The 20420-nt window shown below is 72.9% G+C and carries 17 protein-coding genes; 9 read left to right on the plus strand and 8 right to left on the minus strand.

All coding sequences use genetic code 11. The features are described from left to right. Positions 1-3: 3 nt before the first annotated feature. Genes EF879_RS02610 through EF879_RS02625 form a run of 4 tightly spaced genes read right to left on the minus strand, consistent with a single transcriptional unit; the run spans position 4 to position 2949 of the window. Positions 4-804, minus strand: coding sequence for a ParA family protein (locus EF879_RS02610; RefSeq protein ID WP_123554240.1), 801 nt, complete (start codon positions 802-804; stop codon positions 4-6). A gap of 2 nt (positions 805-806) precedes the next feature. Beyond that, entirely contained in the window at positions 807-1463 is a 657-nt protein-coding gene (locus tag EF879_RS02615; RefSeq protein ID WP_199736101.1) for an SAF domain-containing protein, read from the minus strand. Then, entirely contained in the window at positions 1460-2398 is a 939-nt protein-coding gene (locus tag EF879_RS02620; protein ID WP_123554242.1) for a hypothetical protein, read from the minus strand. The genes EF879_RS02615 and EF879_RS02620 overlap by 4 nt, the downstream gene beginning before the upstream one ends. After that, positions 2392-2949, minus strand: a complete 558-nt coding sequence (locus tag EF879_RS02625) for a hypothetical protein (RefSeq protein ID WP_123555288.1) — start codon at positions 2947-2949, stop codon at positions 2392-2394. The genes EF879_RS02620 and EF879_RS02625 overlap by 7 nt, the downstream gene beginning before the upstream one ends. A 620-nt stretch (positions 2950-3569) precedes the next feature. Here EF879_RS02625 and EF879_RS02630 point away from each other — a divergent pair. Together EF879_RS02630 and EF879_RS02635 are read left to right on the plus strand one after the other, a co-directional pair. Beyond that, positions 3570-4280 carry an A24 family peptidase gene (locus tag EF879_RS02630; RefSeq protein WP_123554244.1) on the plus strand — a complete coding sequence of 237 codons (711 nt, stop codon included), beginning with the start codon at positions 3570-3572 and terminating at the stop codon, positions 4278-4280. A 368-nt stretch (positions 4281-4648) separates the two neighbouring features. After that, a complete protein-coding gene (locus EF879_RS02635) occupies positions 4649-5854 on the plus strand; it encodes a hypothetical protein (protein WP_123554246.1) in 1206 nt (401 codons plus the stop codon). Positions 5855-5974: 120 nt separating this feature from the next. On the opposite strand, the gene EF879_RS02640 is transcribed toward EF879_RS02635, so the two are convergent. Beyond that, positions 5975-8215, minus strand: a complete 2241-nt coding sequence (locus EF879_RS02640; RefSeq protein ID WP_233604179.1) for an ATP-dependent RecD-like DNA helicase — start codon at positions 8213-8215, stop codon at positions 5975-5977. A 134-nt stretch (positions 8216-8349) separates the two neighbouring features. Between EF879_RS02640 and EF879_RS02645 the strand changes: the two genes are divergently transcribed. Beyond that, positions 8350-8658: a hypothetical protein gene (locus EF879_RS02645; RefSeq protein ID WP_123554248.1), complete on the plus strand. Its 309-nt coding sequence runs from the start codon at positions 8350-8352 to the stop codon at positions 8656-8658. A 56-nt stretch (positions 8659-8714) separates the two neighbouring features. On the opposite strand, the gene EF879_RS02650 is transcribed toward EF879_RS02645, so the two are convergent. Beyond that, positions 8715-9305: a hypothetical protein gene (locus EF879_RS02650; RefSeq protein WP_123554250.1), complete on the minus strand. Its 591-nt coding sequence runs from the start codon at positions 9303-9305 to the stop codon at positions 8715-8717. Positions 9306-9473: 168 nt separating this feature from the next. Further along, positions 9474-10808, minus strand: a complete 1335-nt coding sequence (locus EF879_RS02655; protein WP_199736102.1) for a PHB depolymerase family esterase — start codon at positions 10806-10808, stop codon at positions 9474-9476. Positions 10809-11252: 444 nt separating this feature from the next. Here EF879_RS02655 and EF879_RS02660 point away from each other — a divergent pair, with 444 nt between their 5' ends. The 6 genes from EF879_RS02660 to EF879_RS02685 all read left to right on the plus strand — a co-directional run bounded on the left by EF879_RS02660 (position 11253) and on the right by EF879_RS02685 (position 19354). After that, complete coding sequence (locus EF879_RS02660) at positions 11253-12224, plus strand: PaaX family transcriptional regulator C-terminal domain-containing protein (RefSeq protein WP_123554252.1); 972 nt, start codon at positions 11253-11255, stop codon at positions 12222-12224. Between the two features lie 180 nt (positions 12225-12404). Then, complete coding sequence (locus EF879_RS02665; RefSeq protein ID WP_158624097.1) at positions 12405-13430, plus strand: fibronectin type III domain-containing protein; 1026 nt, start codon at positions 12405-12407, stop codon at positions 13428-13430. Positions 13431-13544: 114 nt separating this feature from the next. Next, positions 13545-15887, plus strand: a complete 2343-nt coding sequence (gene lon / locus EF879_RS02670) for an endopeptidase La (RefSeq protein WP_123554256.1) — start codon at positions 13545-13547, stop codon at positions 15885-15887. A gap of 241 nt (positions 15888-16128) precedes the next feature. Beyond that, a complete protein-coding gene (locus EF879_RS27140; protein WP_158624098.1) occupies positions 16129-16656 on the plus strand; it encodes a hypothetical protein in 528 nt (175 codons plus the stop codon). Between the two features lie 396 nt (positions 16657-17052). Next, the gene (locus EF879_RS02680) at positions 17053-18639 is read left to right on the plus strand and encodes a S41 family peptidase (protein WP_158624099.1); all 1587 of its coding nucleotides are present in this window, start codon (positions 17053-17055) and stop codon (positions 18637-18639) included. Between the two features lie 127 nt (positions 18640-18766). Further along, positions 18767-19354: a hypothetical protein gene (locus EF879_RS02685; protein WP_123554262.1), complete on the plus strand. Its 588-nt coding sequence runs from the start codon at positions 18767-18769 to the stop codon at positions 19352-19354. Here the strand turns inward: EF879_RS02685 and EF879_RS02690 are convergent. Further along, the gene (locus EF879_RS02690; protein ID WP_199736103.1) at positions 19252-20337 is read right to left on the minus strand and encodes a GlxA family transcriptional regulator; all 1086 of its coding nucleotides are present in this window, start codon (positions 20335-20337) and stop codon (positions 19252-19254) included. The two genes, EF879_RS02685 and EF879_RS02690, sit on opposite strands and share 103 nt — an antisense overlap. Between the last annotated feature and the right edge of the window lie 83 nt (positions 20338-20420).

Below are 20420 nucleotides of genomic sequence, written 5' to 3' on the forward strand. Positions count from 1 at the left end.
AGGTCACACCGCATCGGGCACCTCCTGGGCGGCGGGCCAGCCCAGCCGCGCCCGCCGGCGGTCGAGCAGCGCCCGGACCGGTACCTCCAGGGCGCCGGCCGCGCGCATCAGCGGACGTCCGCTGCGGACGGTGCCGCCGTGGCTGAGCACCTCGGCGGTACGCGGATCGTGCGGCAGGTGCTCGATCACCGGCAGCCGCAGCGCCTTGCTGACCTCGCCGCGGCTGTGTCCGTCGCCGACCAGCAGCAGTCGCAGCGAGCCGGCCGGGACCCGGTGCTCGGCGAAGTCCCGCTCGATCGCCCGGATCGTCGCCTGGCTGCTGGAGAGGCTGGGCAGCCGGGCGGCGGTGACGATCAGGACGACGTCGGCGGCGCGCAGGATCGGCCAGGGGGTGCCGACGACGTGCAGACGCCCGCAGTCGACGATCACGTCGTAGGCCGGTCGGCCCCTGCCGAGCGCGGCGAAGAAGTCGGCGAAGCGCTGCCAGAGCGGGATCACGCTGCCGGCCTGGGCCGGGTCGACGACGCCGGGGAGCAGCAGCCGTTCCCGTTTGGGCGCGTCGAGGTCGACGAGCTGCGACCAGAACGTCTCCTCCAGGTTGCCGTCGCGCAACTCACCGACGGCCAGCTCACCGAGGCCGCGCGGCCCGGGCAGCGCCCCGGCGAGGTAGCCGGCCATGATCGAGCCGCCGGCGGGGTCGCACTCGGCGAGCACCACCCGGTGGTGCCAGCTCAGGGTGCAGGCGAGGGCGGTCGTGGTGACCCCCGGTGACCCCTTGGCCGAGACGAGGGCGATGATGGCCATGGTCAGGCTGCCGCGTTGAGGACGACCGCGAGCCGATCACTGCTGGCCAGCGCCACCACCGCCGGCACGTCCCGGGCCGCCAGCGCGAGGTAGAGCACCACGGAGTTGTTCGTGGGGGTGGCCATGTCGATGACCGTGGCCTGGAAGCGGGTCGGCGGGGCGTCCGGGTCGCCGTTCCGTCCCGGCGTGCTGAGCAGCAGCACCCTGTCGCCCGGGCGGAGCCGTTTCGCCGGCACCTCGCTCGGCGCGAGGCCGAGGGAGATCTGCTGCTGCCCGGGTTCGAGCAGCGGCTTGTCGGTGACCTGCGCCATCGTCAGCAGGGTGCCGGGGACCAGCGTCACCAGCGCCCGCTTGCCGAGCACCTCGCCGATCCGGTCCGCCGGCACCGGGTCGAGCCCCTGGCCGCCGGCGACCTGTACGGTCACCAGGTCGTCGGCGCTTAGTGCGGTGCCGACCGGTACGGTACGCGCGACCGCCAGGTAGGCGCCGGTGGCGCGGACCGAGGTGACCGCGAACGCCGAGCCGAGCCCGCCGAGCGCGATCAGCAGGACGGCGAGGCCGAGCAGGCCCGGCCGCATCCGGCGCTGTCGGACGATCCGGGGCGGGGTGACCGGCGCGTCGACCGGCCCGCCCGTGCTGGTCGTGGTCGCCACCGTCACCGCGTCACCACCTGAAGTTCGTCGATCTGGATCGAGTCCTCGGCCACCGCCGACCGCGCGGCGAGCGGCTCCTCGTCGCCGCCGATGCTGCTGCCCCACCGGACGGTGAAGTGCTTGACCGCAGTGATCTCGTACGTGCCGCCGGCCTCGTCGTCGCTCGGTCGGGCGTAGGTGTGGGTGCAGGCGTCGCGCGGCGGACGCCGCGGGTCGTGGACGCCGGCCCGGAACCGGACTCCCGGAGACTCGCAGGTCAGGGTCTCGCCGTCGCCCATGGTCCAGACGATCGACGTCGGGACGACCTCGATCCAGACGCTGACCCCGCCCTCGGAGTCGCTCGCCGGCACCGGCTCCCAGGACGACGCGTCGTACAGCCAGACCGGAACGCCGACCAGGCCGGGCGCGTCGTCGGGCGCGGTCCGGATGGCCGGCGCGGCCAGCGGCACCGAGGCCAGCAGGTCGAGGGCCAGCTGCCGGGGGTCGGGCGGGTCGAAGCCAGGCGGCGGGTCCGCCAGAAAGACCATCTCTGAGCTGGCCGGGCCGTTGCTGCACGTCCGGATGTACGCGCTCATCCCGGCCGGGGTCTCCGGCGGCTGCCTGTCGGCGAGCTTGTAGTAGCAGTCGTCGGCGCTGTTGAACCAGCCGCGGAGGTCGTCGTAGCAGGGAACGACCGTGCCGTCGTCCTTCTTACAGACCCGGTTGCCGCCGCTGCCGCCGTTCGATCCGCCCGGGCTGCCGCCGCCACCGTCCCCGCCCGCGTTGCCGTCCTCGTTGTCCCAGACGTTGCAGTTGTGCTGACCGGGTGGGCACTCGGCGTCGGGTTCGGCGACGGCCGGGCCGGCGGTCACCGCCAGCGTGGCGGCCAGCACCAGTACCAGCGTGGCGGCCGGCGCCAGCAGCGTCGCGGCCCGGGTGCCCCGGGCCCGCCGGGTCAGCACGGCTGCCCCTTGTGGACGGCACCCTCGTTGATCAGCCACTGTCCGTCGGGGTAGCGGGTCACGGTGACGGTGGCGACGTACCGGCCGCCCTCGGAACCTGGGACCACGGACCGGTCGGCGCGGTAGACGAGGCGGTATCCGGTGGAGTCGAGGCAGTCCTGGATCGAGACGGTGGGCGGTACGGTGTCGAGGCTGACCTCGGTCACCGTCGGGTCGGAGACGAGTTTTCCGGTACGCATCGCGCCATGCTCCTTCGCGTCGCGAATGGTGAGCCTGACCCGGGTGAGCAGGGGATCAGCCAGGTACTTCGCCAACCGTGGATCGTGGGGGTCGCTGGCCGACTCCGCCTTGCGCAGGGCTTCGAGGTAGCCGGCGTAGACGGCGAGGGCGGTGCGCTCGGCCTCGACGACCCGGGGATCCGGGCTCGCCGCCGCCCGGGTGTCGGCCGGTGGGGCGGCGGAACCGGCACGGTCGCCGCAGCCCGCGTCGAGGGCCAACGCGGCGATCGCGAGCAGGATGGTCGGGAGTGTGGCCGATCGCCGGGTCCGCAACGGTCTCTCCTCCTCCTGCTCCGTCCGGCCGGGACGGTGCCGGCCGCCCATTCGGTGTCGGGCCTTCGACGGCTCGACCGGAATGTGGCGTCCGCCGGCCCGACCCGGGGCGCTCGGTCGGGCTCACAACGGGCGTCCACTGTCGATTAAATCGATCTTGCTTTTCCGTCGGGCTGCGCCGATTGATCTGGAAGTGGTTTCGCTGGCGGTTGTCCGTCGTTCAAGGGGCGAGCATAGGCTGGCCGACGGCGATGCAACAGAGGCGGGACAAGACAATACCCACGGTTACGATCTTCATTGTTGATCAAAGTCAGATCGGTATGACGGAAGTCGATATGTCGCCTGTGATCGATAAAGTGGCGACCTCAGGTGATCGCGGTTGTCTCGGGTTCGATTGTGCCGGCGCCTCGGGGTGAATTGCCATGGATGACGATGATCTGACAGCTTCCGTACTCGGGTCCGAGCGGCCGGCCGTGGCCGGTGCCGGCCCCGTGGCGCCGCGCTCGCGCGCCCCTCGGCCGGACCCCGGACCGGATCCGGCGGGGGAGCGAAGATCCGTTATTGGCGATCATGTAGTTACGCTTCGTAACCAACGCTCCCGGCGGATCCGGCGTTGGCCGATGCTGCTCCTGACCGGGGCCCCGCTGCTGCGCTGGCTGGCGGTGGCGGATTCGGTCCCCTTCGGCCAACCCCGCCGATCCGGCTGCGACACCTGCGGTACGCCGATCGGCCCGGCCGGTCCACTCCGGGCGGTCTCCCCGCTGGCCCGCTGCGCGGGTTGCGGGTGCCGGGTCGGCCCGCCCCCGCTGGCCGTGGAGGTGGTGCTGCTCCTTGCCCTGGCAGCCGTGGCGGCGGCGGGGCGCCCGTGGCCGGAGACGGCGGCGCTCGTCTGGTTCGTGGGCTGCGCCGTACCGCTGTTCTTCGTCGACGTGGCCGTGCGCCGCCTGCCGGACCGGCTCACGTACGCCGCGGCGGCTGGCACGCTGGCCCTGTTCGGCCTCGCGGCGCTGCTGGGCGGTGAGGTCGCGGCCTGGTGGCGGGCGCTGCTCGCCGGGGCCGGCGCGGCCGGGCTGTTCGCCCTGACCACCGTGCTGTTCGGCGCGCGCGGTTTCGGGCTCGGCGACGCGAAGCTGGCGCTCGGCGCGGTCGCCGTGCTCGGCTGGTTCGGGTGGCCGGTGGTGGTGTCGGGGCTGGTCCTGGCCTTCGTCGGATCGGGACTCTACGGACTGGTGCTGCTCGCCGCCCGGCGGGTTGCCTGGCGGGACCACCTGCCCTTCGGCCCGTTCCTGATCCTCGGCGTCCTCGGCGGACTCGTTCTCGCGGCGGGTTGAGGCACGCGGATCGTACCGGGGGGATCGTGGGCGCCGGCGGGTATCATCCCGTGCGACATCCTCCTGTCGACTTGTCGACACGATCCTTGCGATTTCGGTCCTCGGGCCACCGATGTCGTTCCGGCCGAGAACCGGCCTCCCAAATGATCCTCGTCGTCGCGTGAACAGTGGTCGGCCGACCAATCCGATCGCCCGACGTCGCGCCGGAGCATCCCGCGATCCCGTGATCGACACGCTGTCCACAGTCGACTAATTCGGTGATTCGCGGATACGCCGAAAACCGTTGGCGGCGGGGTCGCGAAGAATGGCGATCGCCGGTACGGTACGGCGGGTCATTCCACTCCGACTCCCTACTCATCGGGGGCACGATGATTCTGCGTACCCGGCGCGCCTGGACGCGTACCGGTGTTGCCCTGCTCGCGACGCTGACCACCGGCGCGATGATCGCGGTCGGCGGTGCCGCCCACGCCGACGAGCCCGGCGACCTGGAGTTGGCGCTCTCCGCATCGCGGGTCAGCCTCGGTGAACCATTTCGCGATGTCGAGGTCGTGGTGACGAACCACGGCCCGGGCCCGGCGGGCGGCTGGCACGTCGAGTACGACCTCGGTGGCCTCGACGACGAGGTGGTGACGGTTGGCGACAGGTTCGGTCCCGGGTGCCGGCTGGGCGGCGAGCGCCTCGTCTGCCCCGGGGAGACGGCACTGGGCGCGGGGCACCGCTGGCGCGGGCCGCTGCCGTTCTCACTGACGAAGGTCGCCGGCCGGCACGGCCCGGCGGGTTCGGTCACCGTCACCGTCGTCGCCGAGGGCGATCCGGTCCCGGCCAACAACGCGGGCCGCTTCGAGGTCGAGGCGCCGGCGGTCGGGGTCGACCTGGTGGTCCAGGCCGACGACATCCACCAGGTGACCGCGGCGGGCGAGCCAACCGACGCGCCGGTGCCGCCGGGCGGCGAGAGCATGATGGTCGGAATCGTCGGCAACCTCGGCGACACCGTCGCCGACGGCCTCCGGGTCCGGGTCACGCTGCCGCGGTACGTCACCTTCGCCGAGGCCGAGCCCGGCTGTGACTACACCGCCGACAGGCGCACCGTCACCTGTGACTACCAGCAGCTTCTTCTGGTTCCGGTGCGTCGGGGCGCCGAACCGGGCGCGCCTCCCGCGGTCATCGGGGTCTACTTTCCGGTCCGGGTCGCGGAGGACGCTCCCGGGCCGCTGGTCGCGAAGGGGGGCGAGCTGTACGCCGCCGCACTCGGCACCATGGACGATCCGGATCCCGCCCTCCGCAGGCGCGGCCGGGGGCCGGCCCTGCCGGAGAACGTCCGGGCGGTCTCGGCCCGGGAGGTCGAGGACGCCGACCCGGCGGACAACGTGGACGGGTTCGTGGCGTACCTGGCCGGGCCGCCGAACGGTGGCGGAGGCGGTGCGGGCGAGGGGCTGCCGGTGACCGGCGTCCAGGCGGGGCTGATCGCCGGGATCGGCACCGGGGTGCTGCTGGTCGGTGGCGTGCTGGTCTTCCTGTCCCGGCGCCGCCGGGTGATGCTGGTGAACCCCGGGGACGAGGAGTCGACCGACTGACCCGGCCACCCGCCGCCCGACCCGACCGGCCGGTCACGCGCCGACCGAATGCGTGGCAGCGGTCGACCAGCATCGCCACCGCTGTCGGCGATCGCGCCCGGACCGGTGGGCGCGGCGGGGTCAGGGCGTGTCGAGCCGGTGGGTGAGGGCGGTGTGCCGGCGTCCGGTGCCGGCGGTTCGGACGGCGATGGCGAGCGCCCTGCGTGACCCGGCCAGCACCACCAGTTTCCGGGCCCGGGTCACCGCCGTGTAGAGCAGGTTCCGTTGCAGCATCGTGTAGGAGCTGATGGTCACCGGTACGACCACCGCCGGGTACTCGCTCCCCTGCGACCGGTGCACCGTGATGGCGTACGCGTGCTGCAACTCGTCGAGCTCGTCGAAGTCGTACTCGATCTCCTCGTTCTCGTCGGTGCGGACCGTGAGCTGCCGCTGCTCGACCGAGATCCCGGTGACCACCCCCACGGTGCCGTTGAAGACCCCGGCCGCGCCCTTGTCGTAGTTGTTCCGGATCTGGATGACCTTGTCGCCGACGCGGAAGACCCGGGCACCGTGTCGCCGCTCCGGCTGTCCCTCCCGGTACGGGGCGAGCGCCTGCTGCAACGCGACGTTCAGGTTGCCGGCCCCGGCCGGCCCCCGGTGCATCGGGGTCAGTACCTGGATGTCCCGCGGGTGCAGGCCGAACTTCCGGGGGATCCGGCGGGCCACGAGGTCGACCACCAGCTCGGCGGTGGCCTCCGGCTCGTCGACCGGGAAGAGGAAGAAGTCCGGGTACGCCCCGAGGATCGGCGACTGCCCGGCGTTGATCCGGTGGGCGTTCACCACCACCCCGGACTCCTGCGCCTGGCGGAAGATCTTCGTCAGCCGTACCCGGGGCACCGCCTCGGCGGCCAGGATGTCCCGCAGCACCTCGCCCGCCCCGACCGAGGGAAGCTGGTCGACGTCACCGACCAGCAGCAGGTGTGCTCCCGGCGGTACGGCCTTGATCAGCTTGTTCGCCAGGATCAGGTCCAGCATGGACGCCTCGTCGACCACGATCAGGTCGGCGTCGATCGGGTTGTCCCGGTCGTGGGTCGGGTCGCCGCCCGGCCGCAGTTGCAGCAGCCGGTGCACGGTGGCGGCCGGGTGGCCGGTCAGCTCGGTCATCCGCTTCGCGGCCCGGCCGGTGGGCGCGGCAAGGACGATCTTCGCCTTCTTGGCGGCGGCGAGCTGGATGACCGACGAGACCGTGAACGACTTGCCGCAGCCCGGACCGCCGGTCAGCACCGCGACCTTCGAGGTCAGCGCGAGCCGTACCGCGGTCTCCTGCTCCGGCGCCAACTCGGCCCCGGTCCGGGTACGTAGCCAGGCCAGCGCCCGGTCCCAGTCGACGGTGGCGAAGGCCGGCATCCGGTCGGCCGAGGTACGCAGCAGCCGGAGCAGGCCGTTCGCCAGCGCGGTCTCGGCCCGGTGGAACGGCACCAGGTAGACCGCCGGTATGCTCCCGCCCTCGACGGTCGGGTTCGGCACCGCCTCCCGGACCACGCCCTCGTCGGCGGCCAGCTCGTCGAGACACCGGCGGACCAGCTCCGGCCCCACCCCGAGGATCTCGGCGGCGTCCGCGACGAGGTTCGGCTCCGGCAGGTAGCAGTGGCCCGCGTCGGCGGCCTCGGAGAGGGTGTACTGGATGCCGGCCTTGACCCGCTGCGGGCTGTCGTGCGGGATGCCGACGCCCCGGGCGATGGTGTCGGCGGTCTTGAAGCCGATGCCCCAGACGTCGGCGGCGAGCCGGTACGGCTCGTTGCGGACCACCGAGATCGAGCCGTCGCCGTACGTCTTGTAGATGCGTACCGCGAGCGAGGTGGAGACCCCGACCCCCTGGAGGAAGACCATCACCTCCTTGATGGACTGCTGCTCCGCCCAGGCGGTGGCGATCATCTTCGTGCGCTTCGGGCCGAGCCCGGGGACCTCCACGAGCCGGCCGGGCTCCTCCTCGATGACCCGCAGGGTGTCGACGCCGAAGTGGTCGACGATCCGCGTCGCCATCTTCGGTCCGATGCCCTTGATGAGCCCGGACCCGAGGTACCGCTCGATGCCCTGGATCGTCGCCGGCAGCACCGTCGTGTACGACTCGACCTCGAACTGCCGCCCGTACCTCGGGTGTGACCCCCAGCGCCCGACCAGCCGTACGCTCTCCCCGGGCTGAACCCCGAGCAGGGAGCCGACGACGGTGAGCAGATCGCTGCCGCTGCGCTCGGTGGCGAACCGGGCGATGGTGTAGCCGGTCTCCTCGTTGGCGTAGGTGATCCGCTCCAGCACCGCCTCCAGCACCACGGTGCCGGGGCGGCGTCCGGCGGCGGGGGCCTGCGCCTGGGTCGCGGTCACCCGAGCATCATGCAGCACGCGGTTCCCGGCACGTCCGCCCCGCCACGGCGATCCCGGCAGCCTCACCGGTCCCGGCGGTCCCGACCTGTGCCGATCCGGGCCTGTGCCGGCGCCGGTCGCCCTAGCGTGAGGTTATGGACGATGCCAGCGCCACCCAGGCGGTGGTGGTCGACGGAGAGCTGTACGAACTGTTGGTCATGCTCGCCGACTACCGCAACCAGAGCGTGGTGGAGGCTCTCACGGAGCTGATCGAGGCCGAGTTCGAGCGGATCGAACCGGGGCTGCTGGAGGACCTCCGCGGGACCGGCGCGGCGATCAAGCGCCTCTACGCCGCGACCGGTCGGCCGGTGCCGGCCGCCTTCCGCCGGACGGTCCGTCCGGAGTTCGGCCGGGCGGCTCTGCTGCGTGAACTCGACGAGACCGACGAACTGTACCGGCTCTGAATCGGGCCGGACCGGCCCGGGCGGCTCCCGCCGTCGGCCCCGTACCGCCTCCGCGGTCAGGCGAGAACCTGGGTGATGAAGATCCGGTACCGGGTCTTGAAAATGTCGGCGGCCTCGGCGCAGATGGCCTGCGCCTCCGCCGCCAGTTGCGGCGGGGGTTGTGGTGCCTTGCTGAGGCCGTAGCAGGGGATCGGGTCACGTAACCGCTGCATGTCCTGCTGTAGTTGGGTGGCGGTGGTGAAGATCGGACCGTAGAGCAGCGTGGCGTGTTCCGGCTGCGACGCTCGCAGCCGCCGTACGGTCTCGTTGGCGACCTTGCTGGCGGTGGTGAGCTCCCGGCCGCAGGCTCGGTTGGTCAGCGGCGTGCTCCCGGTGCACTTGTCCAGGTCGGGCTCGGAGTGCTTGGCGAAGGCGGCCTCGAGGGCGGCCTGCTTCTCCCGGGTCAGTGGTGAGGTCTCCGGCGCCGTGCTCGACGGAGATGGTCCGGCCGGGGTCGCCACGGGCGTGGCGTCGGCGCCGGTCGGCGACAACGTGGCCGACGACGACACCACCTGCGGCGACGCCGTGCCGGACGACCCGTCGGTGCCGCAGCCCACGAGCAGTGCCCCGATGATCACGACCAGCAGCGGATATCGAATCTCTCGCATGCCGCCGACCCTAGACTTTTCGGTCAAGCCGCCCCGGTCCACGGCGGTGTGTCCCCGGTTCGTCGCGCGCCGTCCGCCGCCGTGTCGAGCGGTTCCCCCGACCACGGACGGGCCGGTCCGCGATGTCTCGCGTACCGGCCCGCCGACGAGGGAGCGGCGCAGGTACGACTAGGGGCTGGTGCAGGTGAGGGTCGGAGTCGCGGGAGTTCCGCTCGCGATGAACCCGAAGACGGTCGAACCGTTGGCAGCGAGCGACCCGTTCCAGGAGGCGTTCCGTACGGTGTAGCTCGATCCACTACCGGAGAGCACGCCGTTCCACAGTTGGCTGATGCTGATCCCGCCGGGGACGCTGATGCCGACGGTCCACCCGTTGATCGCGGAGGTCCCGGCACGGACCGTGACCTCGCCCTGGAAGCCACCCGGCCAGGAGTTGACCTGCCGGTAGCTGGCCGAGCAGGCGCCCCCGACCGGCGGGGTCGACGTCGGTGGGGTCGAGGTGGGTGGGGTCGAGGTGGGTGGGGTCGAGGTGGGTGGGGTCGAGGTGGGTGGGGTCGTTGGCCGGTCGGTGAGGCCGAAGAAGGCGACCGCCGCCGCGGCCATCCCGCCGGCCGGGAGGCTGTGCCCGGCCCCCTGGATGCTGTACGCCTCGACCTGGACCGTGCCGGACGCGTCGGCGTAGCGGCGACGATTCCAGCCGGGCTGCGGAGTGTCCGTGGACGTCGGGGTCTGGCTGAGACCGAAGACGTTGGTCCACTGCTCGATCTCCTCCTGGAGCAGCTGGTACGGCACGAGGGTGTCGTTGGTGCCGTGCCAGAGCTGCACCCGGGGCCGAGGGCCGGTGTAGCCGGGGTACGCCTGGCGGACCGCGTCACCCCACTGCTGAGGGGTGCGGTCCATGCTTCCGCCGGTACACCGGCTGGTCCCGGGTGGGAAGTCGGCCGCGTTGGCGAAGCAGGCGAAGGGCACGCCCATGAACGCGGCTCCGGCCCGGAAGACGTCCGGGTAGAGGGCGAGCATCTGGTTGGTCATCATGCCGCCGGACGAGCTTCCCGTGGCGTAGACGCGATCAGGGTCACCGCCGTACTGGCGCTGGACGTAGGTGATCATCGACATGATCGAGACGGGATCGCTGCCGCCACCACGGCGCTTGGCCGCGTCCGACCAGGTGTCGAAGCAGTTGCCGAACCCGGCCTGCTGGGTCGCGGTCGGATAGATGACGATGAAGCCGTACTGGTTGGCCAGCGAGGCGAACTCGCTGCTCGAGTAGAAGCCCGGACCGGAGCCACCACAGCCGTGCATGGCGACCACGATCGCCGGGTTGGCCGGCCGGTTGTCGGGGACGTAGACGTGCATCCGCATCCCGCCCGGGTTGTCGCCGAAGGCGGTCACCTCGACCAACGACGCCGCGGTGGCTGGCCTGGTCAGGCCCGGTACCAGCACCACCGCACCGGCCAGCGCGAGGGACGCGACCAAGCCGGTCACCAGCTTTCGGGTGAGTTTCACGTGTCTGTCACTCCCTTGGCGCCGCGGTACGCGCGGCGCGCCGTCGCCCGTCGGCTCGTTCGCCGACGGTTCCTGACTGTCTTGGACCCGGCGGTCGCCCCGGCCCGGCTGGGACCCGGCCCGGCCGTGGTGGATCGCCGGTCAGGGGCGTTCATGCCGGCCCGGCTCGCCGGGTGACCCCTGCCCGGACGGGGTCGACCGGTTGCCCGTTGGCCCTGCTGGCTCCCGCGACGGCGAACGTGTCGCATCTAGCGTCCCCGCAGTCGCTAATACTGTCAATCGATGTATCGCGATGGATGGGTGTGGGGCGACACCCGGGGCGCGCCGCGTCGGGGTCCCGTGGACGGTGACGACGCGGACCGGGCGGTGCCCGGCCGGGTGACTGCGATAATCGAGCCCTGCGATCAAAATCGATGTCTGTCTCGATCCGCGCCGGAGCGTCATGTGGTCAGCCCGTTCGACATCGAGGAGATCTTTCCGGACGTCGTGACCGGCTCCGTCCGGTTGCCCCGCAGGCAATCGCGTGGCTCGCCGCAGAGCCTGGCGGTGACGCTGCTGGCCGACTACACGCTGCGGACCCGTGCCTGGTTGCCATCGGCCGCCATCGTGGCGCTGCTCGCGGAGTCCGGTGTCACCACGACGGGTGGCCGTACCGCCATCAGCCGGCTGACCCGGCGGGGGGTGATCGAGAGCCGTCGGCACGGACGGCATAGTTCGTACCGCCTGACCCGGCCCGCGGCGGACAACCTCGTCCACGGTGGACGGCAGATCGCGAGGTTCGCCGTGGAGGCCGAGTCGTGGGACGGCTGGTGGACCCTGATCGCGTTCTCGCTGCCACAGCAGGCGAGCGCGGAGCGCCGCGCCCTGCGCGGGCAGCTTCGCTGGCAGGGCTACGCGCCGCTGTACGACGGGCTGTGGGTGTCGCCGCACGACCTGAACGAGACGGTCACGGCAGAGCTCTCGAAGATCGCGCCCGGCGCCACGAGCGTGTTCCGGGCCAGGCACGTGGAGATCGAGGCCATCGCCAGCCAGAAGCCGGTCGACGCCTGGGACACCGCGGCCCTCGCCCGGCAGTACGACGACTTCATCCAGAGCTGGAGCGCGCTGCTGCCCCGCGTCCATGCGGGAGCCGTCACCGGCGCCGCGGCGGTACGCGCCCGTACCGAGGTCATGGAGGCGTACCGGCGCTTCCCGACCCTGGACCCACTGCTGCCGCTCCGGTTGATGCCGGCGGGCTGGCCCCGGCAGGCCGCCCGGGAGGTGTTCGCCGCGGTCTACGACGGCCTCGCCGTACCCGCCCAGGAGTACGTGCGGGCCGTGGCCGGCCGGTACGGCGCCGCCCGGTTGTCCGACATCCGAGCCCACACGACCACGGAGCTGCGGGACCTGGTGCCCGGACCCGAGCCGCGGTCCTGACCGGCCGCCCGGCGGATGTGCCCTGACCGGCCGCCCGGCGGGTTCCGGGGCCGAGACGGTGGCGGGGAGGGACGCCCGGTACCGGCCGGAAAGCGGATTCTGCGCGACACAGTCCATCGCTCATGATGAATGTCCAGCGTCGGACGGGCCGACGCCGGCAGTCGAGAGCGAGGGATCATCGTGCCCGACCGTCCGTCCCGGACGCCGTACCCGGGGGTCCGCGGTCTGCTCCTCTGTGTCCTGACGGCCGTCCTGATCGCGGCGGGTGCCGTCCCGGCGTACGCTGCCACCGACACCGAGCCGCCGAGTGCCCCCGGTCCGATCACCGTCGCCGAGATCACCACCACCAGCGTGCTGCTCACCTGGACGCCCGCCACGGACAACGTGGGGGTGGACCGATACGAGGTGTCGCAGTTCTTCACCGACGTCGTGGTGCTGCACCGGACGACCGCGACCGGTCTCCGGCTCACCGGTCTCCGACCCTCCCGGACGTACGCGTTCGGCGTCCGGGCCGTGGACGCGGCCGGCAACTCGTCGCCCTCGTCCCGGACGCTGCGCCTGATCATGCCGCCCGGCGACGACGTGCCGCCGAGCGTGCCGGGCGGGTTGCGGGTGACGGGGGTGGCCGAGACGGCGGTGGACCTGGCCTGGGACGCCTCCACCGACAACGTCCAGCTCGCGGGCTACGAGGTGCTGTCGATCAGCCCGTCCGGGACCACCGTGGTGGCGACTGTCTGGTTGATGCCGCCCGCCAATCCCAGCACCGCGGTCCGGGTGACCCGGTTGACCGCCGGTACGACGTACACCTTCGCGGTTCGTGCCCGGGACGAGGCCGGCAACTACTCGGCACTGTCCGCGCCGGTGACCGTGACCACCCCGTCGGCTTCGATCTGCAGCGTCGGGTACCGGGTCGCCGCGGAGTGGACGACCGGCCTCCTGGCGCAGCTGACAATCCGCGCCATCGGTTCGGTCGCGATCGACGGCTGGACGTTGACCTGGGCCTTCCCGGACAGCCAGCCGCTGCTCGCCCTCTGGGGCGCCGAGCTGGTCCGGCGCGGCGGCGGGACCCTGACGGTCCGGCACCCCGCCGACGACCGGGTGATTCTCCCCGGGGAGACGCACTTCATCAACTACGTCACCACCGCGCCCGCCCCGACACCGACCCGATTTGTCCTGAACGACTCGCCCTGCGTGACGGGAGGCTAGTCGGTCGATCCGGCCGGGATCTGCCCGTGGCGGTGGCGTGGGTCACATCACGGAACATGGGACACCGTTTGTTACTTGAGTCGTACAGGCTCAACTAACGATGGCAGGTGTTCGATGGCAACTCTTCCGGTTCTTCCGCTGACCGATGCTGTCCTACTGCCCGGCATGGTCATTCCGGTGACCCTCGACGCGACCACCCAGTCCGCGGTCGACGCCGCCCGGGCCACGGGTGACAGGAAGCTCCTCGCCGTGCCCCGGGTCGACGGGGAGTACGGCTCCACCGGCGTCATCGCCACGATCGAGAAGGTCGGCCGGCTGCCCAGCGGCGAACCGGCTGCCGTGGTCCGTGGCCTGGCCCGGGCCCGGATCGGGTCCGGCGTACCCGGTCCCGGGGCGGCACTCTGGGTCGAGGCGACCGAACTCACCGAGCCCGCCCCGGCCGGCAAGGCACGGGAACTCGCCCGGGAGTACCGGGCGCTGCTCACCTCCCTGCTCCAGCAGCGGGGCGCCTGGCAGACAATCGACGCCATCGAACGGATGACCGACCTGTCGGAGCTGGCCGACTCCGCCGGCTACGCGCCGTGGCTCACCGTCGCGCAGAAGATCGAACTGCTCACCGCGCCGGACGTCACCGCCCGGCTCGAACTGCTGGTCGGCTGGGTGAAGGAGTACCTGGCCGAGCAGGAGGTCGCCGAACGGATCAACAACGACGTCCGCGAGGGGCTGGAGAAGTCGCAGCGCGAGTTCCTGCTCCGTCAGCAGCTCGCCGCGATCCGCAAGGAGCTGGGCGAGGACGAACCGGACGGCTCGGCCGACTACCGGTCCCGGGTTGAGGCCGCCGACCTGCCGGAGAAGGTTCGCGAGGCGGCCCTGCGCGAGGTGGGGAAGCTGGAGCGGGCCAGCGACGCCTCCCCGGAGGCGGGCTGGATCCGTACCTGGCTGGACACCGTGCTGGAGATGCCCTGGAACATTCGCACCGAGGACAACACCGACCTGGCCCAGGCCCGGGCGGTGCTGGACGCCGACCACGCCGGCCTCACCGACGTGAAGGACCGGATCCTGGAGTACCTGGCGGTGCGTAACCGGCGCGCGGCCCGCAACCTCCAGGTCGTCGGAGGTCGCGGCTCCGGCGCCGTGCTCGCCCTGGCCGGCCCGCCCGGCGTCGGCAAGACCAGCCTCGGCGAGTCCGTCGCTCGCGCGCTCGGTCGGAGGTTCGTCCGGGTCTCGCTCGGCGGTGTCCGGGACGAGGCCGAGATCCGGGGCCACCGCCGGACGTACGTCGGCGCGCTCCCCGGCCGGATCGTCCGGGCGCTGCGCGAGGCGGGCTCGATGAACCCGGTGGTGCTCCTCGACGAGGTCGACAAGCTCTCCGTCGGGTACGCCGGTGACCCCGCCGCTGCCCTGCTGGAGGTGCTCGACCCCGCGCAGAACCACACCTTCCGGGACCACTACCTGGAGGTCGATCTCGACCTGTCCGACGTGCTCTTCCTGGCCACCGCGAACGTGATGGAGGCGATCCCCGGCCCGCTGCTGGACCGGATGGAGCTGGTCACCCTGGACGGCTACACGGAGGAGGAGAAGGTCGCCATCGCCCGGGACCACCTGCTGCCGAGGCAGATCGAACGGGCCGGGCTGACCGCCGAGGAGGTGAGCGTCTCCGACGCGGCCCTGGTGACGATCGCCGGCGAGTACACCCGGGAGGCCGGCGTACGGCAGCTCGAACGCGCCCTGGCGAAGATCCTCCGCAAGGTCGCGGTCAAGCTGGCGTCGACCGAGGGGCCGATCCGGGTCGACCGCGGCGACCTGACCGAGTACCTGGGGCGGCCGAAGTTCACCCCGGAGTCGGCGGAGCGGACGGCGGTGCCCGGGGTGGCGACCGGCCTGGCGGTGACCGGTGCCGGCGGTGACGTGCTGTTCATCGAGGCGACCAGCATGGAGGGGGAGCCGGGGCTGACCCTGACCGGCCAGCTCGGCGACGTGATGAAGGAGTCGGCGCAGATCGCCCTCTCCTACCTCCGCTCCAACGGGCGGAAGCTGGGGCTCGACCCGAACGCCCTGGCCGGGCGGCGGATCCACCTGCACGTCCCGGCGGGCGCGGTGCCGAAGGACGGCCCGAGCGCCGGCATCACCATGGTCACCGCGCTGGCGTCGCTCGCCTCCGGGCGGCCGGTACGCCCCGAGTTCGGGATGACCGGTGAGGTGACCCTCTCCGGCCGGGTGCTGCCGATCGGCGGGGTGAAGCAGAAGCTGCTCGCCGCGCACCGGGCGGGCCTGACCGAGGTGATCATCCCGGCCCGCAACGAGCCCGACCTGGACGACCTGCCGGCTGAGGTCCGGGAGGCGCTGACCGTGCACACCCTCTCCGACGTCGCCGACGTTCTCGCGCTGGCCCTGCGGCCGGCCGACGACCTCGGTGACCTCGGCAGGGTCGACGGCCCGGCGCTCGCCGCGGCCTGACGTGCCCTGACGCGCCGCCGCCGGCCGTCGTTCTCGGCGGGCCGGCGCGGCGCGCGACGGCGGGTCGGCACCAGAGTGGGGCCGGGCGACCCGCTCTGGGCGGTCAGGCGTGATCCCGTCGCGGGTCACCCGGCCCGTCCACCTCGCCGCCGGCTGTCGATCACCCGGAGTGACGGCCGGTACGGCGGGCGAGGGCACCGGACGTGGCGGGTCGGGGTGTGGGGGTCGCAGAATGGTCCCCGTGACAAGCCAGCCACCCCGTCCCGAGCAGCCTGAGCAGTCACTCTCCGGGTCGCTCCCCGCCCAGCCCGCCCCGCCGGAGACGGCGCCGTCCCCGGAGCCGCCGACCGGGCCCGAGGAGGTCCCGGCCTCGCCGGAGGCGCCGGCCACGCCCGCTCCGGCTGGTCCGTCGTCCACGCCGGCCCCGGCGTCGACGTCCGCCGGGGCGACGTCGACCGGATCGACCTCCGCCGAGTCGGCGGAGGCGACGTCGCGCGACGAGACGCGGTCGGCGACGTCGGACGACAAGGACTCGCACCAGACGAAGGTCCGCATCGACACGCCGGGCGCCACGATCGAGATCGAGGCGAACGAGCCGCTCGCCGAGGTCGTGGCGACCGCGCTGCGGCTCTTCCACGAGGCCGGTGGTTGGCCGCAGGTGCCGTACCGGTCGGCCGGGTTCGTCCAGGCCGAGCGGCGCGACACCCTTCCGGTGCAGCCCAGCTCGATGCCGTACGGCCCCGGGGCGTATCCGGTCCAGATGCCGTGACCGAAGCCCGGGCCCGCCGGGAGCGTACGGACGATGCGAGTTAATCGGACATAAGTATCGCTACGGTCGTATTGGCGCTATCGTGGACGATGTCATGAGGCACATCGCCGCGACCTGCGCCGTTGTCGCTGCGGTGCGGGCTCCCGTCGCCCCGGTACCGGCCGACCCCGGAGCCCCGCCACCGACCACCGACGACTGAGCCAGCCCCCGTACGGCGATCGCCGGCCGGTCCCGGCCCCGGGAGCGGTGCGGCGAGGGCCGCCGCGTGCCCCGGAACATCGGGGCCGGCAGTCGCGTCCGATGTGGAGCACAGGGGCCCCGCCCGGGCGCGCAACCGACGCGGTGCTGGCCGGCGCCGAGGCCCGGCAGCCGACCCATCCGTCGCACGGAGGTGGTATGAGCGACAACGGCCCGAGCGCCGAGCGGGATCCGCGTCCCTCGCCGGTACGGCGCGATCGGCGTACCCGTGTCCGGAGGCGCCTGCTCGCCGGCGGTGCGGTCGCCGTGCTGGTGGCCGCCGGCCTGCTCGCCTACCCCCGCCTGTCCGCGACCGACCCGACGGCCGGCGAGCCCGCCGCCCGGCCGGCCGCGGGGTGCACAAGCCCGTCACCGAGCGACCGGGTTCCGGAGCGAACGCCGCGCGAAGATTCCGGGCAACACCGTCCGGCCGAGGAGTCCGGACGGCCGGCTCCGGCCGGAGAGCCCGCGGAGCCACGGCCGCATGAGCTGAAGCCGACGACGGTCACCACCATCGGGCAGGCGTACTACTGCATTCTCGACAGCTACTACCGCGGACCGCTCCTGGACAGCCGCTCGTTACTGGTGCCGGCCTTCGCCGCGCTGACCCAGGAACTCCAGCGCCGCGGGCTGGACCAGCCGCAGGCCGCGCTGCCGGCGCTGACCGGTGGGAAGGACCAGGACTGGGCCGCGTTCCGCCAGGTGTACGACCAGATCACCGACCGGCTGCCCCCGGACGCGGCGGTCCGGCAGGCCGTCGCGGAGGCGACCCTCCGGGCCATGGTGGAGAGCCTCGACGACAACCACGCCACCTGGCGGCGGTCGCCGCGGAGGAACACGACCGGCATCGAGGTCTCCGCCCACACCGGTCCCGGCCACGTCGACCCGACCGCGACGCCGCCGCTCTTCGTCACCCGGGTCGCGCCGGACAGTCCGGCGGACCGAGCCCACGTCAGGCCGGGCGACGAGGTACTCGCGGTCAACGGCGTGCCGCCGTACGTGAACGGGGTGCTGGCGGAAGGCGCCCTCGACTGGATCACCAGCAGCCCCGAGGGCACCCGGCTGACGCTCGAACTGCGGCGGCCCGCCACCGGCGCCACCGTCACCACCACGGTCACCGCCCGGGCGACGGAGCCCGCGCCCCGTCCCCGCGTCGAGGCCCGGCCGCTGGACGACGGCCTCGGGTACGTCCGGCTGCCGGCCTTCGCCCCCGGACTCGCCGACCAGGTACTCGAGGCCATCGCCGACCTGCGGAAGACGGCGGACCTGCGAGGGATCGTCCTCGACCTGCGCGGCAACGGCGGTGGCAGTCCCCGGGAGGTCTCGCGCCTGCTCGGCGCGCTCGCCCCCGGCAGGATCTTCAGCTACTGGTGCGACGTGCGGGACCACTGCATCCCCAACCGCGGCGACGAGGGGGTGGCGGCGCTGGACCTGCCGCTCGCCGTCCTCACCGACCGCGGCTGCGCCTCGGCCTGCGACTCCTTCAGCAGCGCGGTCAAGGATCTCGGACTGGGCACGCTGGTCGGCACCCGTACCGCGGGTGCCGTGGCGGGGCCCGGCGAGCTGTACCCGCTCGACGACGGAAGCCTGCTCAGCCTGCCCCGGTACCACGAGATCGCGGCGAACCGGGAGGTGATCGACACCATCGGCGTCGCCCCCGACCACCATGTGCCGCTCACCTCGGCGGACCTCTCCGCCGGCCGCGATCCCGGCCTCCGCACGGCACGGAAACTCCTCACGGACTGACGGCGCAGAGACTCCTCACGGACCGACGGGGCCGGAACCCGGGTTGGCGGACCGGCATCCCGGAAATCCGGACCGGTTCGCGGCCCGGTCTCGCCCTCGCGCCCCGCCGGGCGGCACCGTCAGGAGCATGAACACGCCTGGACCGAACGCCACCACGTCCCTGCCCGTCGGGGTCGGCGTACGCCGGTGGCACGCGATCCTGCACCGCTGGCCGAGCGTGCTCGGGCTGGCCGCCGCCGTCGCCGTCCTGGCCACCGGCGCGGACCGGGAGACGCTGTCGATCGTCGTCTGCGCCGCGACGCTCTGCTACCTCGGCGCTGCCGCGCTGGCCCGGCCCTGGGTCGCCTGGGCGCTGGTCCCCGGCTTCGGCGTGGTGATCGTCGCCAGCGACCTTCTCGATCGTCCCTGGTGGGTCGTCACCGGCGTCGCCGCGCTCGTCCTGGTCGGGGTCGGGCTGCTCGGCCGCGTCTCGTACCGGGATCTCGCCGCGCAGGGCGGGGCGGCGCTGGGGTACGGCGGCCTCGCCGTGGCCGCGCTCCACCTCGCCCCCCAGGCCGGCCTGGTGCTGGTCGGCCTCGTCCTCGCGGCACACGCCGGCTGGGACGCGATCCACTACCGGCGCGCCCGGGTCGTGCCCCGGTCACTGGCGGAAGCCTGCATGCTGCTGGACCTGCCGCTCGGCCTGGGCTTCCTCGTCCTGGCCGCGGTCGGCTGACCCGACCCGGCCGAGGCCCGGCCGCGGGTGGTGGCGAAGTGGGCCCGGTAGTGCGAGGGCGTGGCGCCGTACCGGTCGACGAAGGCCTGGCGGAGCGCCTCGGCCGAGGGGAAGCCACAGCGGGCGGCGATCCGGGCCAGCGGCAGCCGGCTCGACCCGAGCAACTGGGCGGCGGCCTCGGTCCGTACGGCGCGGACGTACCGGGCCGGGGACTGGCCGAGCTGGGCGACGAAGAGCCGGGTGAGGTGACGTTCGCTGACCGCGGCCCGGGCGGCCAGCGCGGCGGGGCTGAGGTCGGCGTCCGGTGCGGTACGGATCAGCCGGACCAGCTCGCGGACCAGGTCGTCGTCCGGCGCCGGTGCGGCGACGAACATGCTCATCTGGGCCTGGTTTCCCGGCCGCTGGAGATACGTCACCAGCGCGCGGGCGACGTGCCGGGTCAGCTCGGCGCCGTGGTCCTCCTCGATGAACGCCAGCGCCAGGTCCAGCGCGCTGGTGACCCCGGCGGCGGTGGTGACGCCCCGGTCCCGGATGTAGATCGGCCGGGGGTCCACCTCGACGGCCGGGTAGCGGGCGGCGAGCTGGTCGGCGTAGAGCCAGTGCGTGGTGGCACGGCGCCCGTCGAGCAGCCCCGCGGCGGCGAGCACCGACGCGCCGGTGCAGACCGAGGCGACCCGCCGGCTCTCCCGGGCCAGCCGCCGAACGTGTGCGACGAGCCGGGCGTCCTCGGCGGCGGCCAGGTGCCCCTCCCCGCCGGACACGATCAAAGTGTCGAGCGGACCACGCAGCCGTTCCACGGCAGCCTGGGCGTTCAGGACGAGCCCGGACTGGCAGGTGATCGGCCGCCCGGCCGGCGACGCGACCAGGAGGTCGTAGAGCGGGCCGGCCCGGTTCGCGTAGTCGAAGGCGGTGGTCAGACAGGCGATGTCCAGCAGCTCCGCATCGGGATAGCCGACGACCACCACGCGTCGTGGCCCGTCCACAGCGCGACTGTACTGCCCCGGCTCACACGGCGGGAAGTACGTCGATTCCCCCAGCTCTCCGGCCGGCGTACGGCGCCCCGGTC

Source organism: Micromonospora sp. HM5-17 (genome assembly GCF_003762835.1).
In the GTDB taxonomy this organism is placed as follows: domain Bacteria; phylum Actinomycetota; class Actinomycetes; order Mycobacteriales; family Micromonosporaceae; genus Plantactinospora.